Annotated in this window: 25 protein-coding genes; 21 read left to right on the top strand and 4 right to left on the bottom strand. The window is 32.5% G+C overall.

What is annotated here, in order from left to right; translation table 11 throughout:
- Nucleotides 1-50: 50 nt before the first annotated feature.
- Both NCC77_RS05095 and NCC77_RS05090 read left to right on the top strand, forming a co-directional pair.
- Nucleotides 51-656: a DUF4254 domain-containing protein gene (locus NCC77_RS05095; RefSeq protein WP_250834620.1), complete on the top strand. Its 606-nt coding sequence runs from the start codon at nt 51-53 to the stop codon at nt 654-656.
- A gap of 43 nt (nt 657-699) precedes the next feature.
- Complete coding sequence (locus NCC77_RS05090) at nt 700-1,710, top strand: glycosyltransferase family 9 protein (protein WP_250834619.1); 1,011 nt, start codon at nt 700-702, stop codon at nt 1,708-1,710.
- A 200-nt stretch (nt 1,711-1,910) separates the two neighbouring features.
- Here NCC77_RS05090 and NCC77_RS05085 read toward each other — a convergent pair whose 3' ends face one another.
- From NCC77_RS05085 to NCC77_RS05075, 3 genes are all read right to left on the bottom strand, one after another.
- Entirely contained in the window at nt 1,911-2,345 is a 435-nt protein-coding gene (locus NCC77_RS05085; RefSeq protein ID WP_250834618.1) for a hypothetical protein, read from the bottom strand.
- Nucleotides 2,346-2,485: 140 nt separating this feature from the next.
- Nucleotides 2,486-2,794, bottom strand: a complete 309-nt coding sequence (locus NCC77_RS05080) for a hypothetical protein (protein ID WP_250834617.1) — start codon at nt 2,792-2,794, stop codon at nt 2,486-2,488.
- 160 nt (nt 2,795-2,954) lie between these two features.
- Nucleotides 2,955-4,007 carry a 2Fe-2S iron-sulfur cluster-binding protein gene (locus tag NCC77_RS05075; RefSeq protein ID WP_250834616.1) on the bottom strand — a complete coding sequence of 351 codons (1,053 nt, stop codon included), beginning with the start codon at nt 4,005-4,007 and terminating at the stop codon, nt 2,955-2,957.
- 128 nt (nt 4,008-4,135) lie between these two features.
- On the opposite strand from NCC77_RS05075, the gene NCC77_RS05070 reads away from it, so the two are divergent.
- The 19 genes from NCC77_RS05070 (at nt 4,136) to NCC77_RS04980 (ending at nt 23,175) form a co-directional block, all read left to right on the top strand.
- On the top strand, nt 4,136-5,596 hold the full coding sequence (locus NCC77_RS05070; protein WP_250834615.1) for a DUF5687 family protein: 1,461 nt from the start codon (nt 4,136-4,138) through the stop codon (nt 5,594-5,596).
- 81 nt (nt 5,597-5,677) lie between these two features.
- The gene (locus NCC77_RS05065) at nt 5,678-6,373 is read left to right on the top strand and encodes an ABC transporter ATP-binding protein (protein WP_095930598.1); all 696 of its coding nucleotides are present in this window, start codon (nt 5,678-5,680) and stop codon (nt 6,371-6,373) included.
- A gap of 90 nt (nt 6,374-6,463) precedes the next feature.
- The gene (gene porW / locus NCC77_RS05060) at nt 6,464-9,076 is read left to right on the top strand and encodes a type IX secretion system periplasmic lipoprotein PorW/SprE (RefSeq protein ID WP_250834614.1); all 2,613 of its coding nucleotides are present in this window, start codon (nt 6,464-6,466) and stop codon (nt 9,074-9,076) included.
- A 12-nt stretch (nt 9,077-9,088) separates the two neighbouring features.
- Nucleotides 9,089-9,487, top strand: a complete 399-nt coding sequence (locus tag NCC77_RS05055; RefSeq protein ID WP_250834613.1) for a bactofilin family protein — start codon at nt 9,089-9,091, stop codon at nt 9,485-9,487.
- On the top strand, nt 9,468-9,695 hold the full coding sequence (locus NCC77_RS05050) for an AtpZ/AtpI family protein (RefSeq protein ID WP_095930601.1): 228 nt from the start codon (nt 9,468-9,470) through the stop codon (nt 9,693-9,695). The genes NCC77_RS05055 and NCC77_RS05050 overlap by 20 nt, the downstream gene beginning before the upstream one ends.
- 58 nt (nt 9,696-9,753) lie before the next feature.
- The gene (locus NCC77_RS05045; RefSeq protein WP_250834612.1) at nt 9,754-10,146 is read left to right on the top strand and encodes a hypothetical protein; all 393 of its coding nucleotides are present in this window, start codon (nt 9,754-9,756) and stop codon (nt 10,144-10,146) included.
- Nucleotides 10,147-10,264: 118 nt separating this feature from the next.
- Nucleotides 10,265-11,440 carry a F0F1 ATP synthase subunit A gene (gene atpB / locus NCC77_RS05040; RefSeq protein WP_250834611.1) on the top strand — a complete coding sequence of 392 codons (1,176 nt, stop codon included), beginning with the start codon at nt 10,265-10,267 and terminating at the stop codon, nt 11,438-11,440.
- A 33-nt stretch (nt 11,441-11,473) separates the two neighbouring features.
- Nucleotides 11,474-11,671 (top strand): ATP synthase F0 subunit C, encoded by a 198-nt coding sequence (gene atpE, locus NCC77_RS05035; protein WP_008465835.1) that lies wholly within the window; start codon nt 11,474-11,476, stop codon nt 11,669-11,671.
- Nucleotides 11,672-11,761: 90 nt separating this feature from the next.
- Nucleotides 11,762-12,262, top strand: a complete 501-nt coding sequence (locus NCC77_RS05030; protein WP_095930604.1) for a F0F1 ATP synthase subunit B — start codon at nt 11,762-11,764, stop codon at nt 12,260-12,262.
- Nucleotides 12,263-12,266: 4 nt separating this feature from the next.
- Nucleotides 12,267-12,800, top strand: coding sequence for an ATP synthase F1 subunit delta (atpH, locus tag NCC77_RS05025; protein ID WP_250834610.1), 534 nt, complete (start codon nt 12,267-12,269; stop codon nt 12,798-12,800).
- A gap of 37 nt (nt 12,801-12,837) precedes the next feature.
- Nucleotides 12,838-14,415, top strand: coding sequence for a F0F1 ATP synthase subunit alpha (atpA, locus tag NCC77_RS05020; protein ID WP_111378768.1), 1,578 nt, complete (start codon nt 12,838-12,840; stop codon nt 14,413-14,415).
- Between the two features lie 90 nt (nt 14,416-14,505).
- A complete protein-coding gene (gene atpG, locus NCC77_RS05015; protein ID WP_250834609.1) occupies nt 14,506-15,366 on the top strand; it encodes an ATP synthase F1 subunit gamma in 861 nt (286 codons plus the stop codon).
- Nucleotides 15,367-16,158: 792 nt separating this feature from the next.
- Nucleotides 16,159-16,605, top strand: coding sequence for a GNAT family N-acetyltransferase (locus NCC77_RS05010; protein ID WP_250834608.1), 447 nt, complete (start codon nt 16,159-16,161; stop codon nt 16,603-16,605).
- Nucleotides 16,606-16,700: 95 nt separating this feature from the next.
- The gene (locus NCC77_RS05005; RefSeq protein ID WP_250834607.1) at nt 16,701-18,161 is read left to right on the top strand and encodes a lipopolysaccharide biosynthesis protein; all 1,461 of its coding nucleotides are present in this window, start codon (nt 16,701-16,703) and stop codon (nt 18,159-18,161) included.
- 28 nt (nt 18,162-18,189) lie between these two features.
- Nucleotides 18,190-18,624 (top strand): dUTP diphosphatase, encoded by a 435-nt coding sequence (gene dut / locus NCC77_RS05000; protein ID WP_198855027.1) that lies wholly within the window; start codon nt 18,190-18,192, stop codon nt 18,622-18,624.
- A gap of 64 nt (nt 18,625-18,688) precedes the next feature.
- A complete protein-coding gene (locus NCC77_RS04995; RefSeq protein ID WP_250834606.1) occupies nt 18,689-19,705 on the top strand; it encodes a sugar phosphate nucleotidyltransferase in 1,017 nt (338 codons plus the stop codon).
- Nucleotides 19,706-19,752: 47 nt separating this feature from the next.
- The gene (locus tag NCC77_RS04990) at nt 19,753-21,105 is read left to right on the top strand and encodes a tetratricopeptide repeat protein (RefSeq protein WP_250834605.1); all 1,353 of its coding nucleotides are present in this window, start codon (nt 19,753-19,755) and stop codon (nt 21,103-21,105) included.
- A 13-nt stretch (nt 21,106-21,118) separates the two neighbouring features.
- A complete protein-coding gene (gene lolB1, locus NCC77_RS04985) occupies nt 21,119-21,898 on the top strand; it encodes a lipoprotein insertase outer membrane protein LolB1 (protein ID WP_250834604.1) in 780 nt (259 codons plus the stop codon).
- 23 nt (nt 21,899-21,921) lie between these two features.
- The gene (locus tag NCC77_RS04980; RefSeq protein WP_250834603.1) at nt 21,922-23,175 is read left to right on the top strand and encodes a murein hydrolase activator EnvC family protein; all 1,254 of its coding nucleotides are present in this window, start codon (nt 21,922-21,924) and stop codon (nt 23,173-23,175) included.
- A 66-nt stretch (nt 23,176-23,241) separates the two neighbouring features.
- On the opposite strand, the gene NCC77_RS04975 is transcribed toward NCC77_RS04980, so the two are convergent.
- On the bottom strand, nt 23,242-24,822 hold the full coding sequence (locus tag NCC77_RS04975; protein WP_250834602.1) for a RagB/SusD family nutrient uptake outer membrane protein: 1,581 nt from the start codon (nt 24,820-24,822) through the stop codon (nt 23,242-23,244).
- Nucleotides 24,823-24,825: the final 3 nt, after the last annotated feature.

The following is a 24,825-nucleotide window of genomic DNA, read 5'->3' as shown; positions in this document are numbered from 1 at the left end:
CAAAGTATAAAAGTATAAAAAGTATCTTTGTTTTATAAAAAAATAAAAACATGTTTTCAAAATTAGCATATTCTGTTTTCGAGCAAAGCATCAAAGATTATCACCAGTTTGATAATGTAGATCAGCCGATCAATAACCCTTATCCAAAAGATAAGTTCGAGCATTTGTTATATCTAAAAAACTGGATTGATACCGTTCAATGGCATTTTGAAGATATTATTCGTGATCCGCAGATTGACCCAGTTGCGGCATTAACTTTAAAAAGAAGAATTGATGCATCAAATCAGGAACGTACTGATATGGTGGAATATATAGATAGCTACTTTTTACAAAAGTATAGCGATGTTAAAGTAAAAGACGGAGCGAAAATCAATTCTGAAAGTCCAGCTTGGGCTTTTGACAGATTGTCTATTTTGGCTTTAAAAATTTATCATATGAATGAAGAAGCTAATCGTGCTGAAGCTTCTCAGGAGCACAGAGATAAATGTCAGGAAAAATTAAATATTCTTTTAGAACAAAGAACAGATTTATCTACAGCAATTGAAGAATTATTGACAGATATCGAAAACGGAGATAAATTCATGAAAGTGTACAAACAAATGAAAATGTACAACGACGATGATTTGAACCCAGTTTTGTATCAAAATAAAAAATAATAATTTGGCAGACTTGTCTAGCAAAATTAAGCATATAGCCGTCATGAGACTATCCGCAATGGGAGATGTCGCCATGACGGTTCCTGTTTTACGAGCTTTTGTAAAACAATATCCAACGGTAAAATTGACCGTTATTTCACGTCCGTTTTTTAAACCTTTCTTTGAGGGAATTCCGAATCTTGAATTTTTTGCTTTTGATGAAAAAGAAAAACATAAAGGATTTCTTGGACTTTTACGATTATTTAAAGATGTAAAAAAACTAAAAATCGATGCGTTTGCAGATCTTCATAATGTTTTAAGATCTAAGATTGTGAGTTTGCTTTTCGCTTTAAGCGGAAAAAAAAGAGCAACCGTTGATAAAGGCCGAGAAGGAAAAAAAGAATTAACGCGTGAAGAAAATAAGATTTTCAAACAATTGCCAACCATGTTTGAAAGACATGTAAAAGTGTTTGAAGAATTAGGTTTTCCTTTAGATTTATCGAAACCAGCATTTCCTGAAAAAGCAGTTTTAAGTTCTGATGTTTTAGACATTATCGGAAATGAAAATCAAAAGCTTATCGGAATTGCGCCTTTTGCACAATATGATTCTAAAGTTTATCCTTTGGACTTAATGAAAGAGGTAATTGAAAAATTGGCTGAAAATTCATCATATAAAATTTTGCTTTTTGGCGGAGGAAAAAAAGAAATCGAAATTTTAGATTCTCTTGCACAACCATTTGAAAATGTAATTAATATGGCTGGGAAAATTAAATTTCAGCAGGAATTACAATTGATCAGCAATCTTGATGTAATGCTTTCTATGGATTCTGGAAATGCGCATATTGCAGCAATGCTGGGCGTAAAAGTTGTTACTCTTTGGGGTGCGACACATCCTTATGCTGGATTTTTGCCTTTCAATCAAAGCTTAGAAAACGCCCTAACTTCAGACCGAAATCAATATCCACAATTACCAACTTCAGTTTATGGCAATAAAGTTGTTGAAGGATATGAGGATGCGATGAGGACAATTTTACCGCAACAGGTTGTTGACAAACTTACAGAACAGCTTTTATAAATATTTTTAAAACAGGCTAAAACGATAGTTACTTGCAAGCTTCGGAGAAGCGAAATATTTATAGCAAGGAATAACGTCTACAATATTAAAGCTCCAGAGGAGCGACATATTTTTCATAATATAGTCGTTTCTCTGGAGCTTCTTTCATTTGTTTCTATAAATATTTTTCCCGGCTGGAGTATTGCTGGTAAAAATAATATTTAAGCAATATTTTTGTTTAAATCGTATCTTTCATTAGAATCGAGGAAAGAGTATCCGATAGTTTTTTTTCTTTTTTTGTTTACTATAATGGTGACAAAGTTATTTTTGTCTTCGGTTGACAATAGAATGTGTTCGAATTTATCAGATGAATCTCTGTAAATTTTGTAAATTAAGTCGTGATCTTTAATTTTTTTAGATAAAATTTTAGCCGATTTAAGTCTGCTTACATAAGGCCAGATATTAAAGATGTTCGAATCTGTCTTTTTTACTTCTACCATTTTTTCGGTCAAAGTCGAATTGTATTTTTCTCTTTCGAGCAACTTAGGGCCTTTTTTGTTTTTCATTTTTATAATAACTGCCAAAACGCATAGCGAAGCAGTTACAACAAGCATAATAAATAGATATAAATGAAAGTGTTGAACGTGAGCTGTCATGATATTTAATGTTTAAATGTTTGACAAATTTGATTTAGCTCCACAAAATCTCAAAACAATGAGAGTAAGATTGCCGTAATTATACTCCTAATTTAATGAAAAATCAGCAATATTTATCCAAAATTTTGCTTTTATTTCAATTAGAGCCAAATTTTCTCATCACGGCAGCGACTGTAAATGTAACTTTTTAGATTTGCAATAGTTTCCTGATAATTTGGCGCGTCATAACCGTAGCGTTCATGTTCCATTTGTTCTCTTTCGATGGCATCACAGCCTTTTAGAACCTCTTTGATCATGTCTAGTAAAGCAAGTTCTTTATTGTCGGTTTTTTGAAATTTAAATTCAACAATTTCGTCCTGAAGTTCTTCGCAGTAATCAACCAGCTTCATAACTTCTGGCTCTTCCAAAAGATATTCTTTATTTCTAAAAATTTCTCGTACAGATTTCATAAATAAATAATTTTCAAATTTTTAAATTCCAAATTACAAGTTACATCTTTATCAAAGTTTTAAACTTTGACAAAGAGTAGAAACGCAATTAAACAAAAAAAATTCCAAATCCCAATTGAAAGATTGGAATTTGGAATTTTTGATATTGGAATTTTAAAGACTAAACGTCGTCGTAATCAACATAAATGGTCTCTGATGTTGGATGTGCTTGACAAGTTAAAATTAAACCTTCAGCAATTTCGCCATCTGTTAAAATAGAATTTTTAGTCATTTCTGCGCTTCCTTTTGTAACACGGCCTAAACAGCTGCTGCAAATTCCGCCTTGACAAGAATAAGGAGCGTCAACACCTTGTTTTAGAGCTGCGTCAAGAATAGTTTGTTTTTTAGACATTTCAAAAGTAGTTTCTTCATCGTCGACCAAAACAGTAATTTTTGTATGTCCTTCTTGAGAACCCTGAATTTCATGTTCTTCAGAAGAAGACGTGAACAACTCAAATTTAATAGCTGATTCTTTTACATTTTTCTCTTTCAAAACATTAGAAACGGTGTTAATCATTTCTTCTGGTCCGCAAAGGAAAAACTTATCAAATTGAAGTTCTTTGTGTTTGTTGTTTAAAACAAAATTTACAGCCGATTTTTCAATTCTTCCAAATAAAGCATTTTCAGCTTTTGCTTGGCTGTACACATAATGCACAAAAAGCCTGCCTACATATTGTAATTGCAAATCGTGAAGCTCTTGGTGAAAGATGGTGCTTTCAGGAGTTTTATTTCCGTAAACCAATACAAATGAACTTTTTGGTTCATTTTTTAAAACCGATTTTATGATAGAAAGAACTGGAGTAATTCCGCTTCCTGCAACAAAAGCCGCGTAGTTTTTTTGTCTTTCAGCATCTGGTTCAAAAGTAAATTTACCTTCAGGCTGGCCTACTTCAAGAACATCTCCCGCTTTTAAGGTTGTATTGGCAAACTGAGAAAAAAGACCATTTTTTACTGCTTTTACAGCAATTCTTAATTCGCCGCTGTCTGGTGCAGAGCAAATAGAATATGCACGTCTAATTTCTTGGTTATCAAGAGTTAATTTTAAATTTATATATTGGCCTGCTATAAATTTATAGTCAGATTTTAGTTCTTCAGGAACATTAAAAAGAATCGAAACAGCATCTGCAGTTTCGCGTTTAACCTCTTTAATTATAAGTTTTAAGAATGAAGGCATGATAGAATTTTTATGCAAAAGTAGCAAACCACTATTAAAATTTTAGCACGAAATTATTTTTTTTAACTTTTTTTGTAACGTTTTCCTACATTTGGTCTCTTACTACAAAAATATTAAAACCATAAACCATGATTAAGAAGTTTATTTATCTCGAATGGAAGGCCTTTGTTAGGTCGGCATCTTTCGGTAAAAATCTGACAATGAAAATAATAATAGGTTTTTTGATGATCTATTTTTCATTAATTTTTATTGCTATGGGCGTGGGGGCATTTTATATGCTTAAGGAAATGAATTTGGAACCTCTGGCAACTTTAAACAAATTTCTAATTTATTATTTTCTAGGCGATTTAGCAGTTCGATTGTTATTACAGTCAATTCCTGTATTAAACATCAAACCTTTGCTAGCTCTTCCTTTAAAGAAAACAACTATTGTTCATTTTTCTTTAGGTAAAACCATCTTATCCTTTTTTAACTGGATACATGCTTTATTTTTTATTCCATTTACAGTTGTCCTAATTTTAAACGGATATGATGTTGTCCAAATTATTTTTTGGCATTTGGGAGTAATATCTATTATTTACATTAACAATTTTCTGAATATTATTTTAAGCAATATCGATAGATTATTTGCTCTTTTTCTACTGCTAATTGTAGTTCTAGGAGGTGCGCAGTATTATCAATTATTTGATATTACGGAGTTTACAACTCCATTTTTTCAAAGCTTTTATGAAATAGATGGGTTTTTCTTGATTCCGATTTTAGTATTAATTGCATTTCATTATTTTACATTTAAATACTTCGAAAAGAATTTATATCTCGATGCAGGACTTTCTGTAAAACATGATGTTGCCTCTACAGAAAATCTTTCTTGGCTAAATCAGTTTGGTACTTTGGGGACTTTCCTTAAAAATGACATTAGACTTATCAAAAGAAATAAAAGATCAAAGACTACTATAGTAATGAGTGTGATCTTTTTATTCTACGGATTGATTTTTTTCGGAAATACACATCAACCGCCTGCTATGCAAATTTTTGCTGGAATATTCGTTTCAGGAGGATTTCTATTTGTCTTCGGACAGTTTGTACCCAGCTGGGATAGTTCATATTATCAATTAATGATGACACAGAATATTCCGTATAGAGGTTATATTACCGCAAAATGGTGGCTAATTGTAATTGCTACTTTTATTTCTACAATTCTAGCATCTTTTTATCTTTTTTACGGATGGGAAGTTTATCTAACGATTGTAGTTGGTGCAATTTATAATATTGGCGTAAATTCTCATTTGGTACTTTTGGGAGGTGCTTTTACTAAAACACCAATTGATTTAAGCAGTGCTGGTGGTGCTTTTGGAGATAAAAAAGCGTTTAATGTAAATTCGATGCTTCTGTCTTTGCCAAAAATATTCCTTCCTTTATTATTGTATTGGCTTGGACTTCGTTTTGCAGATAAAACTGTAGCATTAAGTTTGGTTGCAGGAGCAGGAATTTTGGGTTTTATCTTTAAAGAAAAAGTGTTTTCAATAATAGAAAAGAGGTACAAAATAGAAAAATACAGTACAATAAGTGCTTATAAACAAAAGGGTTAATTAGATAAATTGTCAATTTGAAAATGAGATCATTATCTTCATTTTATATCTAAAATCTGAAATCAACAATCTAAAATTATTATGATACAAGTAAATCAGCTTTCAAAAACATATAACGGAACAACAGTTTTAAACATTAATAATCTAGAAATCCCAAAAGGACAAAGTTTTGGCTTGGTGGGAAATAACGGAGCTGGAAAAACGACTTTTTTCAGTTTACTTTTAGATCTAATCCAGCCTTCAACGGGATATATAAAAAGTAATGATATTCAGGTAAATACAAGCGAGAATTGGAAATCTTTTACAGGATCTTTTTTAGATGAAAATTTCCTTATCGGGTATTTAACTCCAGAAGAATACTTTTATTTTATTGGTGATTTACGCAATCAGAATAAGGCAGATATTGATGCGTTGCTAGCAAAACACGAGGAGTTTTTTAACGGTGAAATTTTGAACAACAAAAAATACCTTCGCGATTTATCTAAAGGAAATCAGAAAAAAGCAGGTATTATTGCCACACTTATTGGTAATCCTGAAGTTGTAATTTTAGATGAGCCTTTTGCAAATTTAGATCCCACAACAGTGAGCCGATTAAAAAAAATTATCAAAGAATTAGCCGACGATCCAAATGTAACTGTTTTGGTTTCAAGTCATGATTTACAGCATACTGTAGAAGTTTGCAATCGTATTGTGGCGCTTAATAAAGGAGAAATTGTTAAAGATATTCAGACCTCAGAAGAAACCTTACAAGAACTAGAATTATTTTTTGCTGTGTAAGAATTTCTATATTTCAAAAAGAAGCGTATTTTTACAAATGAATATACTAAAACCAATTTTTAGTAGTTATCTGTTTTAAACTCTTTTCTATTGAAAAAGAATACTCTTAAATATAGTTTTACTTTCGTTTTTTTATTCTTTTTGATAGCTTGTTCTACCAAAAAAAATACCTTTTTGGCTCGAAGTTCCCACTCGATCGGGACAAAATATAACATTCTTTACAATGGAGGAATTGGTTTAGACAAAGGTTTAAAGTCCATTCAGGCCAATAACGAAGATAATTTCTGGAAGCAACTGCCAATTGAAAAAATGCAGTTCGACGAAAATTTTTCTGAAGCCGAAAAAGCAAAAAATCCTGATTTTGAATTGGCAGAAACAAAAGCAACAAAAGCCATTCAAAAGCACTCCATGAATATTGGCGGAAGAGAAAGAAACTGGCAGATTGACGAAGCGTATTTGATGCTGGGAAAAGCAAGATATTACGATCAGCGTTTTATTCCGGCAATTGAGGCATTCAATTATATTTTATACAAATATCCAGAAAGCAATAATATTTATACGGCAAAAATCTGGCGTGAAAAAACCAACATGCGTCTAGGTAATGACGCGATTGCTCTTAAGAACATCAAAATTTTACTTAAAAAGACAGATTTAGATAAACAGACTTATGCAGATGCCAACGCACTTTTGGCAGAAGCTTTTCTAAATCTGGAACAAAAAGACAGTGCTGTTTCTAGACTTAGAGTTGCAGAACAATTTACTCGAAATAATGAAGAACGTGCAAGATATCGTTTTATCCTTGGTCAAATGTATCAGGCAGAAGGAAAACGTGACAGTGCCATTTATTTTTATGATGCGGTTATTGATTTAAACAGAAAAGCAGATCGAAAGTACATGATGCACGCTTATGCGAAAAAAGCGCAGATGTTTGATTATGGAAAAGATAATGATACGATTTTCTTGAAAACATTTAATAAATTGGTGACTGATCGTGAAAATCGTCCTTATTATGATGTTCTTTTTTATGAAATGGGAGTTTATTATGATAAAAAGAAAGATCAAGAAAACGCATTAAAATTTTACAATAAGTCTTTAGGAAGAAAATCTAAAGATCCGTATTTAATGGCTTCTGCTTATAGAAACATTGGAAACATGTATTTTAAAAATACAGATTATTCGATGGCGGCAAAGTATTATGATAGTACTTTGGTTAAACTGGATCCTAAAACCAGGGAATATGCTTATATAGAAAAAAACAGAAAAAATCTTGATGATGTAATTAAATACGAAGCTATTGCAAAACGCAATGACAGTATCATTAAAGTATATAATCTGCCACCAAACGATAAGAAAGTTTATTTCGAAAATTATATTGCAGAACTTAAAAAGAAAGACGAAGCAAAAAAACTTTTAGAAGAAAAGGAAAAAGAACGATTAGCTAATATAGACCGAAACTCTCAAGCAGATTTTTCAGGAAATGGAGCTGTTAATCCTAATTCTTTAGGTAAACCAGTAGAACCAGAAGGAGTTGGAATGCCTCCTGGAGGAAATGATAATGCCAGTTCATTCTATTTTTATAATCCAACAACAGTTGCTTACGGAAAACTACAGTTTAAAAAAATGTGGGGTAACAGAACTATGGGCGGAAACTGGCGATTGTCAGGTATAAAAGGTGCAAATAGCGATGCTATGAATGATACGATTTCTACCAAAGAAGTTGCCAATGTACTGAATGATACAATTGTGCCAGAAAAATATACTGTAGCTTATTATGTAAAACAGCTTCCGAATTCGCAAACTGCAATGGATAGTATTGGTAAAGAGCGTAATTTTTCATACTATCAATTAGGACTTATATATAAGGAGAAGTTTAAAGAATATAATTTGGCTAGCAACAAGCTAGAACAACTGCTTCAGAACAATCCTGAAGAAAAATTGGTATTGCCATCAATGTATAATTTGTATAAAATTTATCAAATTACAAATCCGGCAAAAGCTGAAGCTATAAAAGCAGAGATTTCATCTAAATATCCAGATTCGAGATATGCTCACATTCTAAACAATAAAGAAGACGATCCAAATTCTAGTCCAGACAAAGAATATCAAAAATGGTATAAACTTTTTGAAGAAGAACATTTTGATGAAGTCTTGGCCAATATTGATAATCTAATTAATCAATATTCGGGAGATGATATTGTTTCAAAATACGAATTACTAAAAGCCAATACTTCAGGAAAAGTATATGGTTTAGAAGCCTATAAAAAAGGACTTGAGAACGTTGCAGATAATTACCCAAATAGTGAAGAAGGTAAAAATGCAAGAGAGATTTTAGAAAAACAAGTTCCTATTTTGGAGAAACTTAACTTTACAACAACAGATACTAAAAACTGGAAAATACTATATCGTGTTGCAAACAACGATACAAAGGCGGTTAAAAGAATAGAAGAAGCAATTAGAGTGTTTTTATTAGTTGAAAACTACGAAAGATTGACAACATCTCTAGATAAATACAATAAAACAGAAAGTTTTGTAGTTATTCATGGTTTAAAATCTGAAGCTTATGCAAATGATATTGCTGGAGTTTTCAGAGAAGATAAGAAATATAAAATCCCAGATCAAGCAATAATTATATCAAATGATAATTACAAAATTGTTCAGATTAAAAAGAATCTAGACGCATACCTTACCCCGAAAACCCCTTAAATCTTAACCGCCATGTTTGAAAAAGTAAAAAAAAACGGAACTGAACAATTAGGAAAAACTAATAGAATTGTTGAAGGAACATCAATAATAGGAGATATAGTCTCTAAAGCCGACTTTAGATTAGACGGTGAGTTGATAGGAAATTTTACTTCGCAGGGCAAAATTGTGATAGGAGCAAAAGGAGTTATTAAAGGAGAAATTATCTGTAACAATGCAGACATCGAAGGAGAATTTCATGGAAAAATAAAAGTTCTTGAAACGCTTAATATTAAATCGACTGCTCAAATTCATGGAGAAGTAGCAGTAGGAAAACTTTCAATAGAACCAGGAGCTGACTTTACAGCAACCTGTACTATGCTTGCGCATTCAAATACAGTAATAATGCTAGAAGATGGAAAAGGAGCCGAATAATAATAGGAGGAATAAATGGTTGGCATTTATTAATATTCCCTTTCAAATGGGAGTAATCATTTTCGTATTCTCTTATTTCGGAACCTGGCTCGACGAGAAACACCCAAGTCCAAAAGTATATTATAACACCATTTTTGTATTAGCCGGTGTTGGAGTTGCATTGTACAATGTAATCCGACAAGTAAACGATATCAATAAAACAAAGTAGTTTGTAAATAAAAATGCCTTAAGATAAAAGTTGCATCTTTGCACAAAAATTATTTTAAATGCTTTCAAAAAATTACAAACCAGTTTTTTATTTGTTATGTCTTGCTTTAGGAACTTATTGTATTCATAAAGCCGCTTTTTTATTTAGTGAAATTAGTACGGAGAAGTTTCATTACAGTTTAGAAATACTGTATTTTTCTTTCTTCGCGATTTCGTCTTTATTATACCTTATATTATTAATAGTAAAAAAGAAGAATTTTGAAATTGTCGGAATGGCATTTTTATTTGGAACTTTTACACAAATGTTATTAGCCTATTTATTTCTTCAGCCGATCTTAAAAAATAAAATGGGAGAAAGCGATGTTGAAAAAGTCAGTTTTTTTATAACATTTGTGCTGTTTTTGTTATTTCAGACGCTTTTAACTGTCCGATTATTAAATGAAAAGCGTTAAAATAACAATTCTTTAAAACAAGGTTTAAAAATAATTTTTCATATCCTTTTGAATATTAATAAAAAATGTACCTTTGCACCAAATTTTAGAAACGTAAAAAAATAAGATTTTCCACGATATGGTGATTTCAAACAAACCACTCAGCTTTATTCTTGCAGCTTTTGTAGCTTCTCTACCTATTATGGGTTTTGCAAATCAAGAGAATGATTCGACGCATGTTCAAACTGAAACAGCTCACGAAGAGAAAGTAGTTTCACATACTGCTCACGAAGAAGGAGAGCATGTTGCTCTTGATCCAAAGGCTAAAGTAGGTGCTTTTATTGATCACCACTTACAAGATTCTCATGACTTTGTTTTCTTTTCAGATGAAAAAGAAAATAAACACTACGGTTTCCCATTACCAGTTATTTTAATTGATGGTGGTTTAAAAGTTTTTTCTTCTTCAAAATTACACCACGGAGAAGAAGTTGCAGAAGTTGATGGTAACTACTACAAATTAGTTCACGGTAAAATTTACAAAACAGATGCTGCCGGAACAATCAACTTTGATGAGCACGGTCATCCTTCAAATGAAAAACCATTAGATTTTTCAATTACTAAAAATGTTGTTTCAATGCTTTTCGTATCAGTACTATTATTAGTAATGTTTACTGGTTTAGCAAGATCATATAAAAAAGGACCAATCCCAACAGGATTTGGTAGAGTTTTAGAACCATTAGTAATTTTCATCAGAGACGAAATTGCTGTTCCAAATATTGGAGAGAAAAAATACCGTAAATACATGGGTTACTTATTAACTGTATTTTTCTTTGTGTGGATCTTAAACTTATTAGGAATGACTCCGCTAGGAATCAACGTTACAGGAAATATTGCTATTACAGTTTGTTTAGCAGCCTTTACATTTATCATTACTCAATTTAGTGCAAACAAAGATTATTGGGGACACATCTTCTGGATGCCAGGAGTACCAGTTCCAATGAAAATTATCTTAGCTCCAATTGAGGTTTTAGGAACATTAACAAAACCATTCGCATTATTAATTCGTTTGTACGCAAACATTACTGCAGGTCACGTAGTAATTATGAGTTTGATCGCAATGATTTTTGTTGGAAAAAATTTAGCAGCAGATTTGCCAATCTCATTAGGATTGACATTATTTATCTCTGTTATTGAAATTTTAGTTGCATTTTTACAGGCATTCATCTTTACAATGTTATCATCATTGTTTATTGGTATGGCAGTTCAAGATCATGATCATGCTCACCACCATGAAGACGAAACAGCAATTATTTAATTTAGAAGTTTAATTTTATATATATAAATAGTTATGGGAACAATTCCAACTTTAGTAGGTGCTGGTTTAGTAGTAATCGGTGCAGGTTTAGGTTTAGGTAAAATCGGTGGATCTGCTATGGACGCTATTGCTCGTCAGCCAGAAGCTGCTGGTAAAATTCAAACTGCGATGATTATTATCGCGGCTTTATTAGAAGGTTTAGCATTCGCTGCTTTGATCTTAGGAAAATAATAAAGAGAGAAATAACAGCATCTTTAACGGTTGGTTAAAGATGTTGTTACTTTTAAAAAAGAAATTAAATATTTAATATAGTTATATAAAATGGATAAGTTAATTAACGATTTTTCATTCGGATTATTCTTCTGGCAGGCTTTAATCTTGGTAATATTAATTTTGCTTTTAGTAAAATTTGCTTGGAAACCAATTATGGAATCTATTACTGCAAGAGAAGAAGGTATTAAAAATGCATTGCTTTCTGCTGAAAACGCAAAGAGAGAAATGGAAAATTTACAAGCTGATAATCAAAGAATTTTGAATGAAGCTCGTGCAGAACGTGACGCGATGTTGAAAGAAGCTCGCGAAATGAAAGAGAAAATGATTGCTGATTCTAAAAACGAAGCTCAAGAAGCTGGTCAAAAAATGATTGATCAAGCTAAAGCGGCTATCGAAAGCGAAAAAAATGCTGCAATGGCAGAATTGAAATCTCAAGTTTCAACTCTATCTTTGAGTATTGCTGAAAAATTATTGAAAGAAGAACTATCTAATAAAGAATCTCAAACTAAATTGGTAGAGAAATTATTAGGTGACGTAAAGTTAAACTAAGATTATGGCAAGTACAAGAGCAGCAATTCGTTATGCAAAAGCAATTCTAGACTTAGCAAACTCTAAAGGTGTTGCCGAAGCTGTCAATAACGATATGAAATCAATTGCGAATGCAATTGAGACGAATCAAGAATTGAGTACATTTATCCAAAACCCAACAACTACTGTTGAAGTTAAAGAAAGTGCTCTTTTGGAAGTTTTTGCAGATGTAAATGGAGTAACAAAAGGTTTGTTCCATTTATTATTTGAAAACAAAAGATTCGAAATTCTAAATGCAATTGCATTAGAATACAATAAATTATTTGATGAAAGTAATGGTGTTGAAGTAGCAAAAGTTACAACAGCTATTCCAATGGATGCAGCTTTAGAAGCTAAAGTTTTGGCAAAAGTTGCAACTTTATCAGATAAAAAAATTACAATAGAAAATGTAGTAGATCCTTCAATTATTGGTGGATTTATTTTGAGAATAGGAGATAATCAGTACAACGCTTCAGTTGCTAACAGATTACAAGTATTAAAAAGAGAGTTAAGTAATTAGTTTTATAACACAAAAAGTGTCTAAATTATAAATTAAGATGGCGGAAATCAAACCTGCTGAAATTTCAGCAATATTAAGAAAGCAAGTAGAAGGTTTTGAATCTGGTGCTACGCTAGAGGAAGTAGGATCAGTACTTCAAGTTGGAGATGGTATTGCTCGTGTTTACGGGCTATCTAATGTTCAATATGGTGAGTTAGTGGAATTTGATAACGGTATGGAAGGTATCGTATTGAATCTTGAGGAGGATAATGTTGGGGTTGTATTATTAGGACCATCAACTGGAATTAAAGAAGGATCTACAGCAAAAAGAACTCAACGTATTGCTTCTCTTAAAGTTGGTGAGCAAATGGTAGGACGTGTAGTTAACACTCTTGGTTTTCCAATTGATGGAAAAGGACCAATCGGTGGTGACTTATACGAAATGCCTTTAGAAAGAAAAGCACCTGGAGTTATCTTCCGTCAGCCAGTAACTGAGCCATTACAAACAGGAGTAAAAGCAGTTGATGCTATGATTCCAGTTGGTCGTGGACAGCGTGAGCTTGTAATCGGTGACCGTCAAACAGGTAAATCTACTGTTTGTATCGATACAATCTTAAATCAAAAAGAATTTTACGATGCAGGAAAACCTGTATTCTGTATATATGTTGCAATTGGACAAAAAGCTTCAACTGTAGCAGGAATCGCTAAAATGTTAGAAGAAAAAGGAGCAATGGCTTATACAGTTATCGTTGCTGCTAATGCTTCTGACCCGGCTCCAATGCAAGTTTACGCTCCATTCGCTGGTGCTGCAATTGGAGAATATTTCAGAGATTCTGGTCGTCCAGCTCTTATCGTTTATGATGATTTATCTAAACAAGCTGTTGCTTACCGTGAGGTTTCTCTTTTATTAAGAAGACCACCGGGACGTGAGGCATATCCTGGAGACGTTTTCTACTTACACTCTCGTTTATTAGAGCGTGCTTGTAAAGTAATTGCTGATGATGGTATCGCTAAAAACATGAACGATTTACCAGATTCTATCAAATCTATCGTAAAAGGTGGTGGTTCATTAACTGCTTTACCAATTATCGAAACTCAAGCTGGTGACGTTTCTGCATATATTCCAACAAACGTAATCTCGATTACAGATGGTCAGATCTTCCTTGATGGAGATTTGTTCAACTCTGGAGTTCGTCCTGCTATTAACGTAGGTATCTCTGTATCTCGTGTTGGAGGTAATGCTCAAATTAAATCAATGAAAAAAGTTTCTGGAACTTTAAAATTAGACCAAGCTCAATTCCGTGAATTAGAAGCTTTCGCTAAATTTGGTTCTGACTTAGATTCTGTTACTTTAAACGTAATTGAAAAAGGAAAAAGAAACGTTGAGATCTTGAAACAAGGTTTAAATGATCCTTATACAGTTGAAAACCAAGTAGCTATTATCTACGCTGGTTCTAAAAACTTATTAAGAAATGTACCTGTTAATAAAGTAAAAGAATTCGAAGCAGATTTCTTAGCTTACTTAAACAGCAAACATAAAGATACACTTAACGCTTTGAAAGCTGGTAAATTAGATGACGCTATTACAGATGTTATCGAAAAAGCAGCAAAAGAAGTTTCAGCAAAATATAACTAATTAGATAATTGATAAATTAGATAATTAGATAATGTTTCATCATTATTCTAATTATCTAATTTTAAAATTGTCGCATTTTCTAATTAATAGATGGCAAATTTAAAGGAAATCCGTAATAGAATTACTTCCGTTTCATCGACGATGCAGATTACATCGGCTATGAAAATGGTTTCTGCTGCAAAGCTGAAGAAAGCACAAGATGCAATCACTGCAATGCGTCCTTATGCCGAGAAATTAACGGAGTTATTGCAAGATCTTTCTGCTACACTAGAAGGTGAAATAGGAGGAGATTACACTACACAGCGTGAAGTAAAAAAAGTATTGTTAGTTGCCGTAACCTCAAACAGAGGTCTTTGCGGTGCTTTCAATTCGAATATTATTAAAGAGATTAAAAATCGTACTGAATTTTATGCTGGAAAGCAAGTTGACGTTTTTGCTATTGGTAAAAAAGGTGGTGATGCTTTAGTTAAAACACATAAAATTCACGGTCATCATAATGCAATCTTTGATCATTTAACATTTGAAAATGTTGCTGGAATTGCAGATAATTTGACTGAGAAATTCTTATCTGGAGAATACGATAGAATTGAGCTAGTATACAATCAGTTTAAAAATGCTGCTACTCAGATTGTTCAAGTAGAGCAGTTTTTACCGTTAGCGCCTATTAATACTAATGGTGCTGCTGTTTCTGGAGATTATATTTTTGAACCAGGAAAAGAAGAAATTGTATTGGCTTTAATTCCTAAGTCTTTAAAAACGCAATTGTATAAAGGTATTCGTGATTCATTTGCTTCTGAGCACGGAGCGCGTATGACTGCAATGCACAAAGCAACAGATAACGCAACTGAATTAAGAAACCAATTGAAATTAACTTATAACAAAGCTCGTCAAGCTGCGATTACAAGTGAGATTTTGGAGATCGTTGGTGGAGCAGAAGCTTTGAATGGATAATTTATCCTATAATATATAAAAGAAAAGCCAGCATTAGCTGGCTTTTCTTTTTATTGGAAGTTTTATTCTTTTTTAAAAATAATTTTATAAAATGGTGATTCTCAAATTACAGTTAAGTTGAGAATCACTACCATTTTATAAAAATAGACAGATAACTCTGCGTGCTTTGTCTTTCATGGGAACAAACTAGCTTTATTAGTCCCAATGCTCTGTTTTTTTAAGGGTTACAATACAGCAGAATCAATCCCTTGTGCTTTGTCTTTCTTGGGAACAAACAAGCTTTATCAGTCCCAGTGCTCTGTTTTTGTTAGGGTTACAATACAGCTGAATCAATCCCTTATGCTTTGTCTTTTATGGGAACAAACAAGCTTTATTAGTCCCAGTGCTTTCTTTTTTATGAAGGGTTGTTACTAGCTTTCTCATTCCCTTTGAGACAAATTTAAAAAAAGACTGTAAAAAAAATGTTACATAATTTTCATGTTTGTTTTATATATTTCACATGTTGTGTTAAAAAATAGTTGTAATTATCTGTGAGTAAGTAGATTGATGAAATATTATCACTGTTTCAGTAATTTGCCTAGACATTCCTCAGTTTTGTCTGCTATAAAGAAGTTTTTTAAAGCAATTGCTCTTATGTAAAACGTATAAAATGTGAATTTATTTTTTCTTTACTACAATTAATGTTCAATAAAATTAGTTAAAGACGTTTAAGTAGAATAGATCTATGATGGAAAACAGATTCTTTCATTATTATATTTTGAGTATTTTTGAATTCTATTTCATTTTTAAACAATGGCTTTACAAATAAAAGAGCTTGCGACCATTGAGGAAATGGTGGCTCAAATAAGTACAATTCGATTTCTATATCCTAATATATCTCTAGAAAAGTATCAATCATTTCTTTCTGAAATGGTTCCGCATAACTATATTCAGATTGCAATATTTGAAGATGATATCTGTCTCGGTCTAACAGGTTGCTGGTCGGCTACAAAGCTTTGGACGGGAAAATATCTAGAAATTGACAATTTTGTTGTTAATCCAGATCAGCGATCTAAAGGAATTGGAAAATTGCTTACCGATTATATAGAAAAAAAGGCAATTGAGTTAAATTGCAGCAGTATAGTTTTAGATGCTTTTACAGGAAATTTTGGAGCTCATCGATTTTATTATAATCAAGGTTATGTTCCAAAAGGATTTCATTTTGTCAAAATTTTAGATGAAAATAAAATGACTGTCTAAAAACGATCAGAAGTTTTCTTTATTGCATCAACAAAAGCGCCATTAAACAAAAGAAATGGTTATTTTTGTCTTACAAACATTATTAGAATTATATTTTGGGATTATATAAAAATCTATTCAAACAAACGGCAATTTACGGACTGGCAACAGTTTTACCGAGAATGCTGAGTTTTTTACTAGTGAGATTATATACAGGAATTTTGCCTACGGCTGAGTATGGTGAAGTTTCAATTGTATTGTCTTGGATGGTTTTCTTTAACGTAGTTCTTTCTTACGGAATGGAAACGGCTTTTTTTAGATTTTACAGTGCCGAAGAAGATAAGAAAAATGTAATAGCCACTTCTACCATTTCTATATTTTGGACCTCAATAATCTTTCTTTTTGTTGGATTAATTTTTAGAAATACGCTGGCAAATCTAGCAGAAGTGGATGTTCAATACATTACTTATACCGTTTGGATTTTAGTTTTAGATGCGCTTGTTTTAATTCCGTTTTCTAAGCTTAGAGCCAATCAGAGACCAATGGTTTATGCGGCAATCAAGATTGGAAATGTGGTGATAAACTTATTGCTGAATATTTTTTTCTTGTTGTATCTGCCAAAATTGGCGACAGAAAATCCGAATTCGGTTTGGGATAATTTATATGTTCAAAATTTCCAGATTGCTTATATTTTCATTGCAAACCTTTTGGCAAGTTTGGCAACTTTTATTGTACTTTCTCCAAATTATCTTTCGCTTGGACGAAAATTCGATCCTGTGCTTTGGAAGAAAATGATGAAGTATGGATTGCCTATTTTAGTGGCTGGACTAGCGTTTGCAGTAAATGAACATTTCGATAAAATTCTATTAGGATATTTACTTCCAGAAAATTTAGCAAAGTCTGAAGTTGGAGCTTATTCTGCTTGTTACAAACTGGGATTGTTTATGGTTCTTTTTGCAACCGCTTTTAGATTAGGTATTGAGCCTTTCTTTTTTAGTCATGCTAAAAATGAAAATGCACCACAGACTTATGCGGTAATTACCAAGTATTTCGTGATTTTAGGATCATTGATTTTATTAGGTGTAATTGTTTTCGCTGACGTTTTGAAATATTTGTTATTAGACAACAAATCGTATTGGGAAGCCATGAAAGTTGTGCCCCTAATTATTTTGGCAAATTTCTTTTTAGGGATTTACAACAATTTATCAGTTTGGTATAAACTGACCGATAAAACAAAAATTGGAGCTTACATTTCTATTGTAGGAGCAATTGTGACCTTGATTTTAAATTATCTATTAATTCCGAAATATAGCTATTACGGTTCTGCAATTGCGACTATTTCGGCTTACGGAAGTATGATGCTTATTTCTTATGTTTTAGGAAATAAATATTACCCGATTCCTTACGACATGAACAAAATTGGCGCTTATCTAGGCGTTTCAATATTGTTTTCAATTATCTCTTTTTACGGATTTAGAGAAAAATATTATGTTGGAATTCCGCTTCTTTTAGTTTTTATATATATGGTTTACCATTTTGAAAAAGATACTATTAAAGGAATAATGAAGAGAAAATAAGACGCTTTTAAAAATTTTATATTTAAAAATGAAAATTCAAATTATCAATAAATCACAGCACGATTTACCAAATTACGAAACGATTGCTTCTGCAGGTATGGATTTGCGTGCCAATATTATAGAGCCAATTACGTTAAAACCTTTAGAAAGAACTATTGTAAAAACAGGACTCTTTATCGAATTGCCAATTGGTTACGAAGCGCAAGTGAGACCAAGAAGCGGTCTGGCTGCAAAAAAAGGCGTAACGGTTTTAAATTCGCCAGGAACTATTGATGCAGATTACAGAGGAGAAATAGGAGTAATTTTAGTAAATTTATCTAATGACGATTTTGTAATCGAAAATGGAGAGCGAATTGCGCAGTTGATTATTGCTAAACACGAAAGAGCAGAATGGATCGAAGTTGAAACACTTACTGAAACATCAAGAGGTGAAGGAGGCTTTGGAAGCACTGGAGTGAAATAATAAAAAAGAAAGACCAAACCCAATGAAGATTTTTATAAATTCTTCACATAAAATCAAGTAAAAAATGAAGATAATTGTGCCAATGGCGGGCCGCGGATCAAGATTGAGGCCTCATACATTAACTGTTCCAAAACCATTAATTCCAGTTGCGGGAAAATCTATTGTACACCGCTTAGTAGAAGATATTGCCAAAATATTGAAAGAACCAATTGAAGAAGTTGCTTTTATTTTAGGAGATGAAGCTTTCTTTGGAGACGATGTTGTGGCAAGTTTAGAAGATTTAGCAAAAGGATTAGGAGCTAAAGCTTCAATCTACCGTCAAGATCAGCCGTTAGGAACAGGACACGCTATTATGTGTGCTAAGGATTCTCTTTCAGGACCAGCAGTAATTGCTTATGCTGATACTTTAATTAGAGCAGATTTCGAATTGGATCCAGAAGCAGATGCTGTAATCTGGGTAAAACAAGTAGATCAGCCTGAGGCTTTTGGTGTTGTAAAACTAAACCAAAATAATGAAATTGTAGAATTGGTTGAAAAACCAAAAGAGTTTGTAAGCGATTTAGCTGTTATTGGGATTTATTATTTTAAAGAAGTTGGAGTTTTAAGAAATGAACTTCAAAATGTTTTGGATAATAATATCCAGAATGGTGGAGAATACCAGATTAATGACGGTATCAAAGCGATGATGGCAAATGGAAAAGTTTTCAAGACAGGAAGTGTTGACGAATGGATGGACTGCGGAAACAAAGATGTTACTGTTGAGACTAATTCTAGAATGTTAGGTTTTCTTCATAATGACGGAGTACATTTAGTAGATTATGGCGTGACTTTAGAGAATTCAACAATTATTCCTCCTTGTTATATTGGAGAAAATGTGGTTTTGAAGAATACGACAATTGGACCAAATGTTTCTCTTGGAAATGGATGTCACGTAACAGACAGTACAATCAAAAACAGTTTGGTACAAACATATTCTAAAATTAAAAATGCTAATCTTGATAATGCAATGATTGGAAACCATGTAAGTTACGATGGTAAATTTACAAGCATCAGTATTGGAGATTACGCTGTTTTAGAATAAAATAAGAATTAGCAGATTTTCGTTTTGTTTAAAATGTAATTTTACAAATGATCAAAAAAAGAGTTTTTACAGTTTTGTTTTTTGCTTTATTCAGTATATCATTTTCGGTTTTTGCACAGACAGAACCCGAAGATATTGCTATGGCACCAGACGAATATCAAGACTCATTTTATGAATCTTTAAAACAAAAAGGGATTGAAAATTATGATAAAGCCATTGTATCATTGGAGAAATGTATTAAACTGAAACCCAATGATGCAGTTGCTTATTTTGAATTAGGAAAAAACTATCTGGCGCTTAAGCAATACCCAAACGCACAAGATGCCTTTGAAAAAGCAACACAGCTTGATCCTAAAAACAAATGGTTTTGGCTTGGAATTTACGATGTAAGTTATGAGACAAAAAACTATCCGCTGGCAATTGAAATTATTCAAAAAATAATTGTTTTTGACGAAGAATATAAAGACGATTTGATTTCGTTGTACATGATTACCAATCAGTATGACAAGGCATTGACAGCGATTAACGAAATGAACGATAAGTTCGGAAAATCGTCTGATCGCGAAATTTATAAAGCGCAGATTTTATCGCAAGGAAAATATCAGAATGCCGAAATTGATAATTTGATTCAACAGATTAAAAAAGATCCAAAAGAAGAATCTAATTATTTGAACTTAATTCTTTTATATTCAAAAAGTAATGAAAACGAAAAATCGCTTGAAGTAGCAAAGCAATTGGCAAAAGAAATTCCAAATTCAGAATGGGCGCAAGTGAGTTTGTTCAAAACTTATTTGGATGCCAATCAGGCAGATAAAGCTATAAAATCGATGAATGTGATTTTAGCAAGTTCAAAAATCGATTCAAAAATCAAACATAGAACTTTGAATGAATTTTTGATTTATGTAAATAAAAATCCACAGTATTCTGCCGATTTAGAAAAAGCTATTTCTTACTTTGATAATGACAAAGATGTTGACGTTGCTAAAGAAATTGGAAAGTTTTATCATAGCAAAGGACAATTTGAAAATGCCATTAAATATTATGAAAAAGATTTAAAGGCAAATTCAGATACAGATCTTGAAACCAATATGTTATTGCTGGAAGCTTATGCTCAAGCAAAACAATACGAACCAATGACCAAAAGAGCCATGATGCTGATCGAAGTTTATCCGAGTCAGGCTCAGTTTTATTACTATGCTGGTTTAGGAAGTAATCAGCTTAAGCAGTTTAAAAATGCAAAAACCGTCTTAGAAATGGGTCTTGATTATGTGGTGGATGACGTAAAATTAGAATCAAATTTTAATATTCAGTTAGGAGAGGCTTACAATGGGTTGGGAGATGCAAAGAAAAAAGAGGAATACTTTTTGAAGGCAAATGAAGTATTAAAGAAGAAAAAATAAAAAAGAGAATCAGATGAAAAAATATATATCAATACTAGTATTGTCTATTGCTGTAATTTCATGTAAATCGAAAGCAGTAGCAGTGCAAGGAAATACAAGCCAGACAATTGCACCAAAAGAAGACAAAAAAGTAATCGAAAAACATTACGATAATAAGTTAGATTTTTCGACTTTATACATCAAAGCAAGTGCAAAATATGTTGATGAAAAACAAAGCCAAAATGTTACGGCTGAGATTAGAATCGAAAAGGATAAGCAGATTTTAATAAGCATTCGTTTCTTAGGAATTACAATGGCAAAAGCTTTAATAACACCTGATGCAGTAAGTTATTATGAGAAAATAAACAGTACATATTACGAAGGTGATTTTACTAGTTTAAGCAAATGGTTAGGAACAGATTTAGATTATTCTAAAGTTCAGAATCTGTTGGTTGGAGAAGCATTTGATGATTTGAGAAAAGGAAAATATACTCAAACTATTGTAGATAATCTTTTTAGACTAGACGAAGAAAAAAATGCCAATTTGAAGAAAACCTTTTTCTTAGACGGAGAGAAATATTTAATTCAGAAAGAAGAAATTTCGCAGCCATCAGAAAATAGAACTTTACAAATTGCGTATTCTGACACTAAAAATTTTGATCAAGGAGCCTTGCCTACAAGTATCGAAATCAATGCAGTGCAGCCAAAAGGAAAAACAAGTATTAACTTGAATTACAACAATATTTCATTTAATGAAGAACTTTCTTTTCCGTATAGTGTTCCAAGCGGTTATAAAAAAGTTACAATTAAGTAAATTTGCAAAATAAAAATAGAAAGATGCCAAAATTTCTCCTAAGCCTAGTTTTAGTTTGTGCCACTACATTTGTATGGGCGCAAGATTCTCAGCAAGAAAAACTGGAGCAGCGTAAAGCTCAAATTCAGCAGGAAATCAGAGATAACGAAAAGATGCTACAGTCTGTTCGAAAAAAAGAGAAATCTGCTGTGAATGAATATTTAATTCAGGCAAACAAAATCAAGCTAAAAGAGAAATTAATCAATACTACAGCAAAACAAGAAAGGCTGATTAGTAATGATATGTATATTAATCAGGTTCAGGTAAATAAACTTAAAAAAGAACTAAAAGTTCTAAAAGAAGATTATGCTGAGATGATTTTAAAATCATACAAAAGCCGTTCTGAACAGAGCCGTGCAATGTTCATTTTATCTTCTGAAAGTTTCTTACAAGCCTATAAAAGGGCACAATATCTAAAACAATATACTGCTTTTAGAAAAAATCAAGGTCTTGAAATTCAGTCCAAAACGGCTCAATTAGTAGATTTTAATGCTAAATTGGATGGACAAAGACAAATAAAAAAGAAGGTAATTGCTGAAAACCAGAAAGAGAAAGTTACGCTGGAAGTAGAAAAAAAAGAACAGCAGAAATTAGTTAATGCCCTTAAAAAGGATAAGAATAAAATTGCTGCAGATATCAGATCAAAACAAAGTGAAGCGAAAAGAATTGATAAACAAATTGATCGTTTAATCCGTGAAGCCATTGCTGAAGCCAATAGAAAAGCAGCTGCAGAAAGAGCAAAAGCGAATCCAGGATCTAGTGAAGCAAAAGCACCAGTGTCTTCTTCTAAAATTGCATTGACACCAGAAGATAAAATTTTAGCTGCAGATTTTAAAGCAAATAGAGGAAGATTACCATGGCCAGTTGAAAAAGGATTTATTTCTCTTGGATATGGAGATCAGCCACACCCATTGCATCCTTCAATTACAGTTCACAATTCTGGAGTTGAGATTACAACAGAAGACGGGGCAAGCGCTAGAGCAGTATTTGCTGGAGAAGTTTCTAAAGTAATCGTTTTATCACCTGTGAATAAAGCAGTCGTGATTCAGCATGGAGACTTTTTTACCGTGTATCAGAACTTAAGTTCAGTTTCTGTTAGTCAGGGAGATAAAGTGACTATTAAGCAAAACATTGGAAAAGTGAGAACAAGTGGTGATACAGGAAAAACTATTATTAAATTCTTGATTCTTCAAAACACATCGAATAATAATCCAGAAGGATGGCTGCAAAGTAGATAAAGTTCTTCCAAAAGATTATCCTATAAAAAATCCTTTCCATCAAACTGATGGAAAGGTTTTTCTGTTTTAATTGCTTACGTTATCAGGATTTTGAATCAGTGCAGGATTAGAATCTAAATCATATCTTGGAATTTTAAATAAGAAATTTTTAGAAGGAACAAACTGTAAAGGATTGTTTACGTACATGTTGATTCCGTTGTCATTTCCATATTTTACATGTTCGGAAACATTTTTCCCAATTCGATTGGTTCTCAATTCATCAAAAAATAATAATCCCTCTCCAACAAATTCCCATCCTCTTTCTTTATAAATGACATCTGCAAATTGCTCTTTGCTTAAGCCTGGAGTTAAATCTGGCAGTTTTGCTCTGTTTCGTACTTTGTTTACATACGCGTAAGCGGCAGCAGGACCGTTGATTTCATTTTCTGCTTCGGCATAATCTAGCAACACATCGGCATAACGAATGACATAAGAATTTGCCTGAGGTTTTTTTAGCGAAGCAGAACTTTCGGTTCTATCATAAAATTTCAGATTTCCTGGAGAGGCCGTTTTCCATCCTTTCGATCCGGGAAAGAAACCTTTATCAGCTGGAACAAATTCGATGGTTTGCAAAATATGACTTGAATTTCCTTTTTCAGTGACATTTACTTTTGTTAAAAAACTTCCTTCTTTTCTTGTATCGTCATTGTTATAAGAAAGATAATGCTGAATTGAAGGACCGAATCTGTGATACATATAACAGCCCAATGTCGTCTCAGTTATATTTACACCAAACATAACATGGTTATTGTTGTATTCATTTTCGACACCACCATACTGCATTTCAAAAACAGATTCTATTCCGTTTTTATTGTTGATATTCCACCAATACCATAAATCTTTAAAGTTGGCTTGTAAATCGTATTGACCAGACTGAATAACTTTTGTGGTGTACTCTTTAGACTTTTGAAAAAAGGTTTTGTCGCCCGTCATGCTTCCTCTTGTAAGGTACAAATCTCCAAGCAGGGCTTGCGCAGCTCCTTTTGAAGCTCTCCAAATGTTGTCGCTTTGATAATTAGATTTTTGAGGTAAATTTTCCTCAGCATATTCAAGATCAGCAATAATGTAAGCATAGGTTTCTTCTGTTGTTTTTCTTGGTATTGCCAAGTTTTTTAAACCTTCTGTAAAAGTTTCCGGAATTGGAACACCGCCGTACATGCGCACTAAATTGTAATACGTTGCCGCTCTCAGAAATCGTGCTTCGGCAAAATATCTCTTTTTAAGCGTTTCGTCCATTTCAACATCTTCCCCTCTGCCAATAACTAAATTTGCTCGGTTGATAATGTTGTAGGCATCATCCCAATTGGTAATCACCATTTTATCAGCATTATTCATGTCTGACCAAACGTTCCAAAGTTGGGCATCGTCTTTTGCGTAAGCAGGCGAACCAAATTCGGTTAACACTTCCAAGTACATAATATATTTGTAATTTCCATTAAAGCCATTTTGATAGCCATCGTAAACGCTTACCAAAGCAGTATTTAATTCATCTGCATTTTTATAGTAATTACTAGGCGATAGGAAAGTAAAAGGTTCTTCAGCCAAATCGGTGCACTGTGAAAAAAGCAATAATGCACAACCCGAAAAGATATATTTTAGAATTTTCATTTG

It is taken from the genome of Flavobacterium tyrosinilyticum (genome assembly GCF_023656565.1).
Taxonomy (GTDB): Bacteria; Bacteroidota; Bacteroidia; order Flavobacteriales; family Flavobacteriaceae; genus Flavobacterium; species Flavobacterium tyrosinilyticum.
This window is presented reverse-complemented; position numbering and strand designations above follow the sequence as displayed.

Excerpts from the sequence above, each read along its gene's own strand:
- NCC77_RS05095 (WP_250834620.1), top strand. The coding sequence starts at position 51 with ATGTTTTCAAAATTAGCATATTCTGTTTTCGAGCAAAGCATCAAAGAT.
- NCC77_RS05090 (WP_250834619.1), top strand. The coding sequence starts at position 700 with ATGAGACTATCCGCAATGGGAGATGTCGCCATGACGGTTCCTGTTTTA.
- NCC77_RS05085 (WP_250834618.1), bottom strand. The coding sequence starts at position 2,345 with ATGACAGCTCACGTTCAACACTTTCATTTATATCTATTTATTATGCTT.
- NCC77_RS05080 (WP_250834617.1), bottom strand. The coding sequence starts at position 2,794 with ATGAAATCTGTACGAGAAATTTTTAGAAATAAAGAATATCTTTTGGAA.
- NCC77_RS05075 (WP_250834616.1), bottom strand. The coding sequence starts at position 4,007 with ATGCCTTCATTCTTAAAACTTATAATTAAAGAGGTTAAACGCGAAACT.
- NCC77_RS05070 (WP_250834615.1), top strand. The coding sequence starts at position 4,136 with ATGATTAAGAAGTTTATTTATCTCGAATGGAAGGCCTTTGTTAGGTCG.
- NCC77_RS05065 (WP_095930598.1), top strand. The coding sequence starts at position 5,678 with ATGATACAAGTAAATCAGCTTTCAAAAACATATAACGGAACAACAGTT.
- NCC77_RS05055 (WP_250834613.1), top strand. The coding sequence starts at position 9,089 with ATGTTTGAAAAAGTAAAAAAAAACGGAACTGAACAATTAGGAAAAACT.
- NCC77_RS05050 (WP_095930601.1), top strand. The coding sequence starts at position 9,468 with ATGGAAAAGGAGCCGAATAATAATAGGAGGAATAAATGGTTGGCATTT.
- NCC77_RS05045 (WP_250834612.1), top strand. The coding sequence starts at position 9,754 with ATGCTTTCAAAAAATTACAAACCAGTTTTTTATTTGTTATGTCTTGCT.
- atpB (WP_250834611.1), top strand. The coding sequence starts at position 10,265 with ATGGTGATTTCAAACAAACCACTCAGCTTTATTCTTGCAGCTTTTGTA.
- atpE (WP_008465835.1), top strand. The coding sequence starts at position 11,474 with ATGGGAACAATTCCAACTTTAGTAGGTGCTGGTTTAGTAGTAATCGGT.
- NCC77_RS05030 (WP_095930604.1), top strand. The coding sequence starts at position 11,762 with ATGGATAAGTTAATTAACGATTTTTCATTCGGATTATTCTTCTGGCAG.
- atpH (WP_250834610.1), top strand. The coding sequence starts at position 12,267 with ATGGCAAGTACAAGAGCAGCAATTCGTTATGCAAAAGCAATTCTAGAC.
- atpA (WP_111378768.1), top strand. The coding sequence starts at position 12,838 with ATGGCGGAAATCAAACCTGCTGAAATTTCAGCAATATTAAGAAAGCAA.
- atpG (WP_250834609.1), top strand. The coding sequence starts at position 14,506 with ATGGCAAATTTAAAGGAAATCCGTAATAGAATTACTTCCGTTTCATCG.
- NCC77_RS05010 (WP_250834608.1), top strand. The coding sequence starts at position 16,159 with ATGGCTTTACAAATAAAAGAGCTTGCGACCATTGAGGAAATGGTGGCT.
- dut (WP_198855027.1), top strand. The coding sequence starts at position 18,190 with ATGAAAATTCAAATTATCAATAAATCACAGCACGATTTACCAAATTAC.
- NCC77_RS04995 (WP_250834606.1), top strand. The coding sequence starts at position 18,689 with ATGAAGATAATTGTGCCAATGGCGGGCCGCGGATCAAGATTGAGGCCT.
- NCC77_RS04990 (WP_250834605.1), top strand. The coding sequence starts at position 19,753 with ATGATCAAAAAAAGAGTTTTTACAGTTTTGTTTTTTGCTTTATTCAGT.
- lolB1 (WP_250834604.1), top strand. The coding sequence starts at position 21,119 with ATGAAAAAATATATATCAATACTAGTATTGTCTATTGCTGTAATTTCA.
- NCC77_RS04980 (WP_250834603.1), top strand. The coding sequence starts at position 21,922 with ATGCCAAAATTTCTCCTAAGCCTAGTTTTAGTTTGTGCCACTACATTT.
- NCC77_RS04975 (WP_250834602.1), bottom strand. The coding sequence starts at position 24,822 with ATGAAAATTCTAAAATATATCTTTTCGGGTTGTGCATTATTGCTTTTT.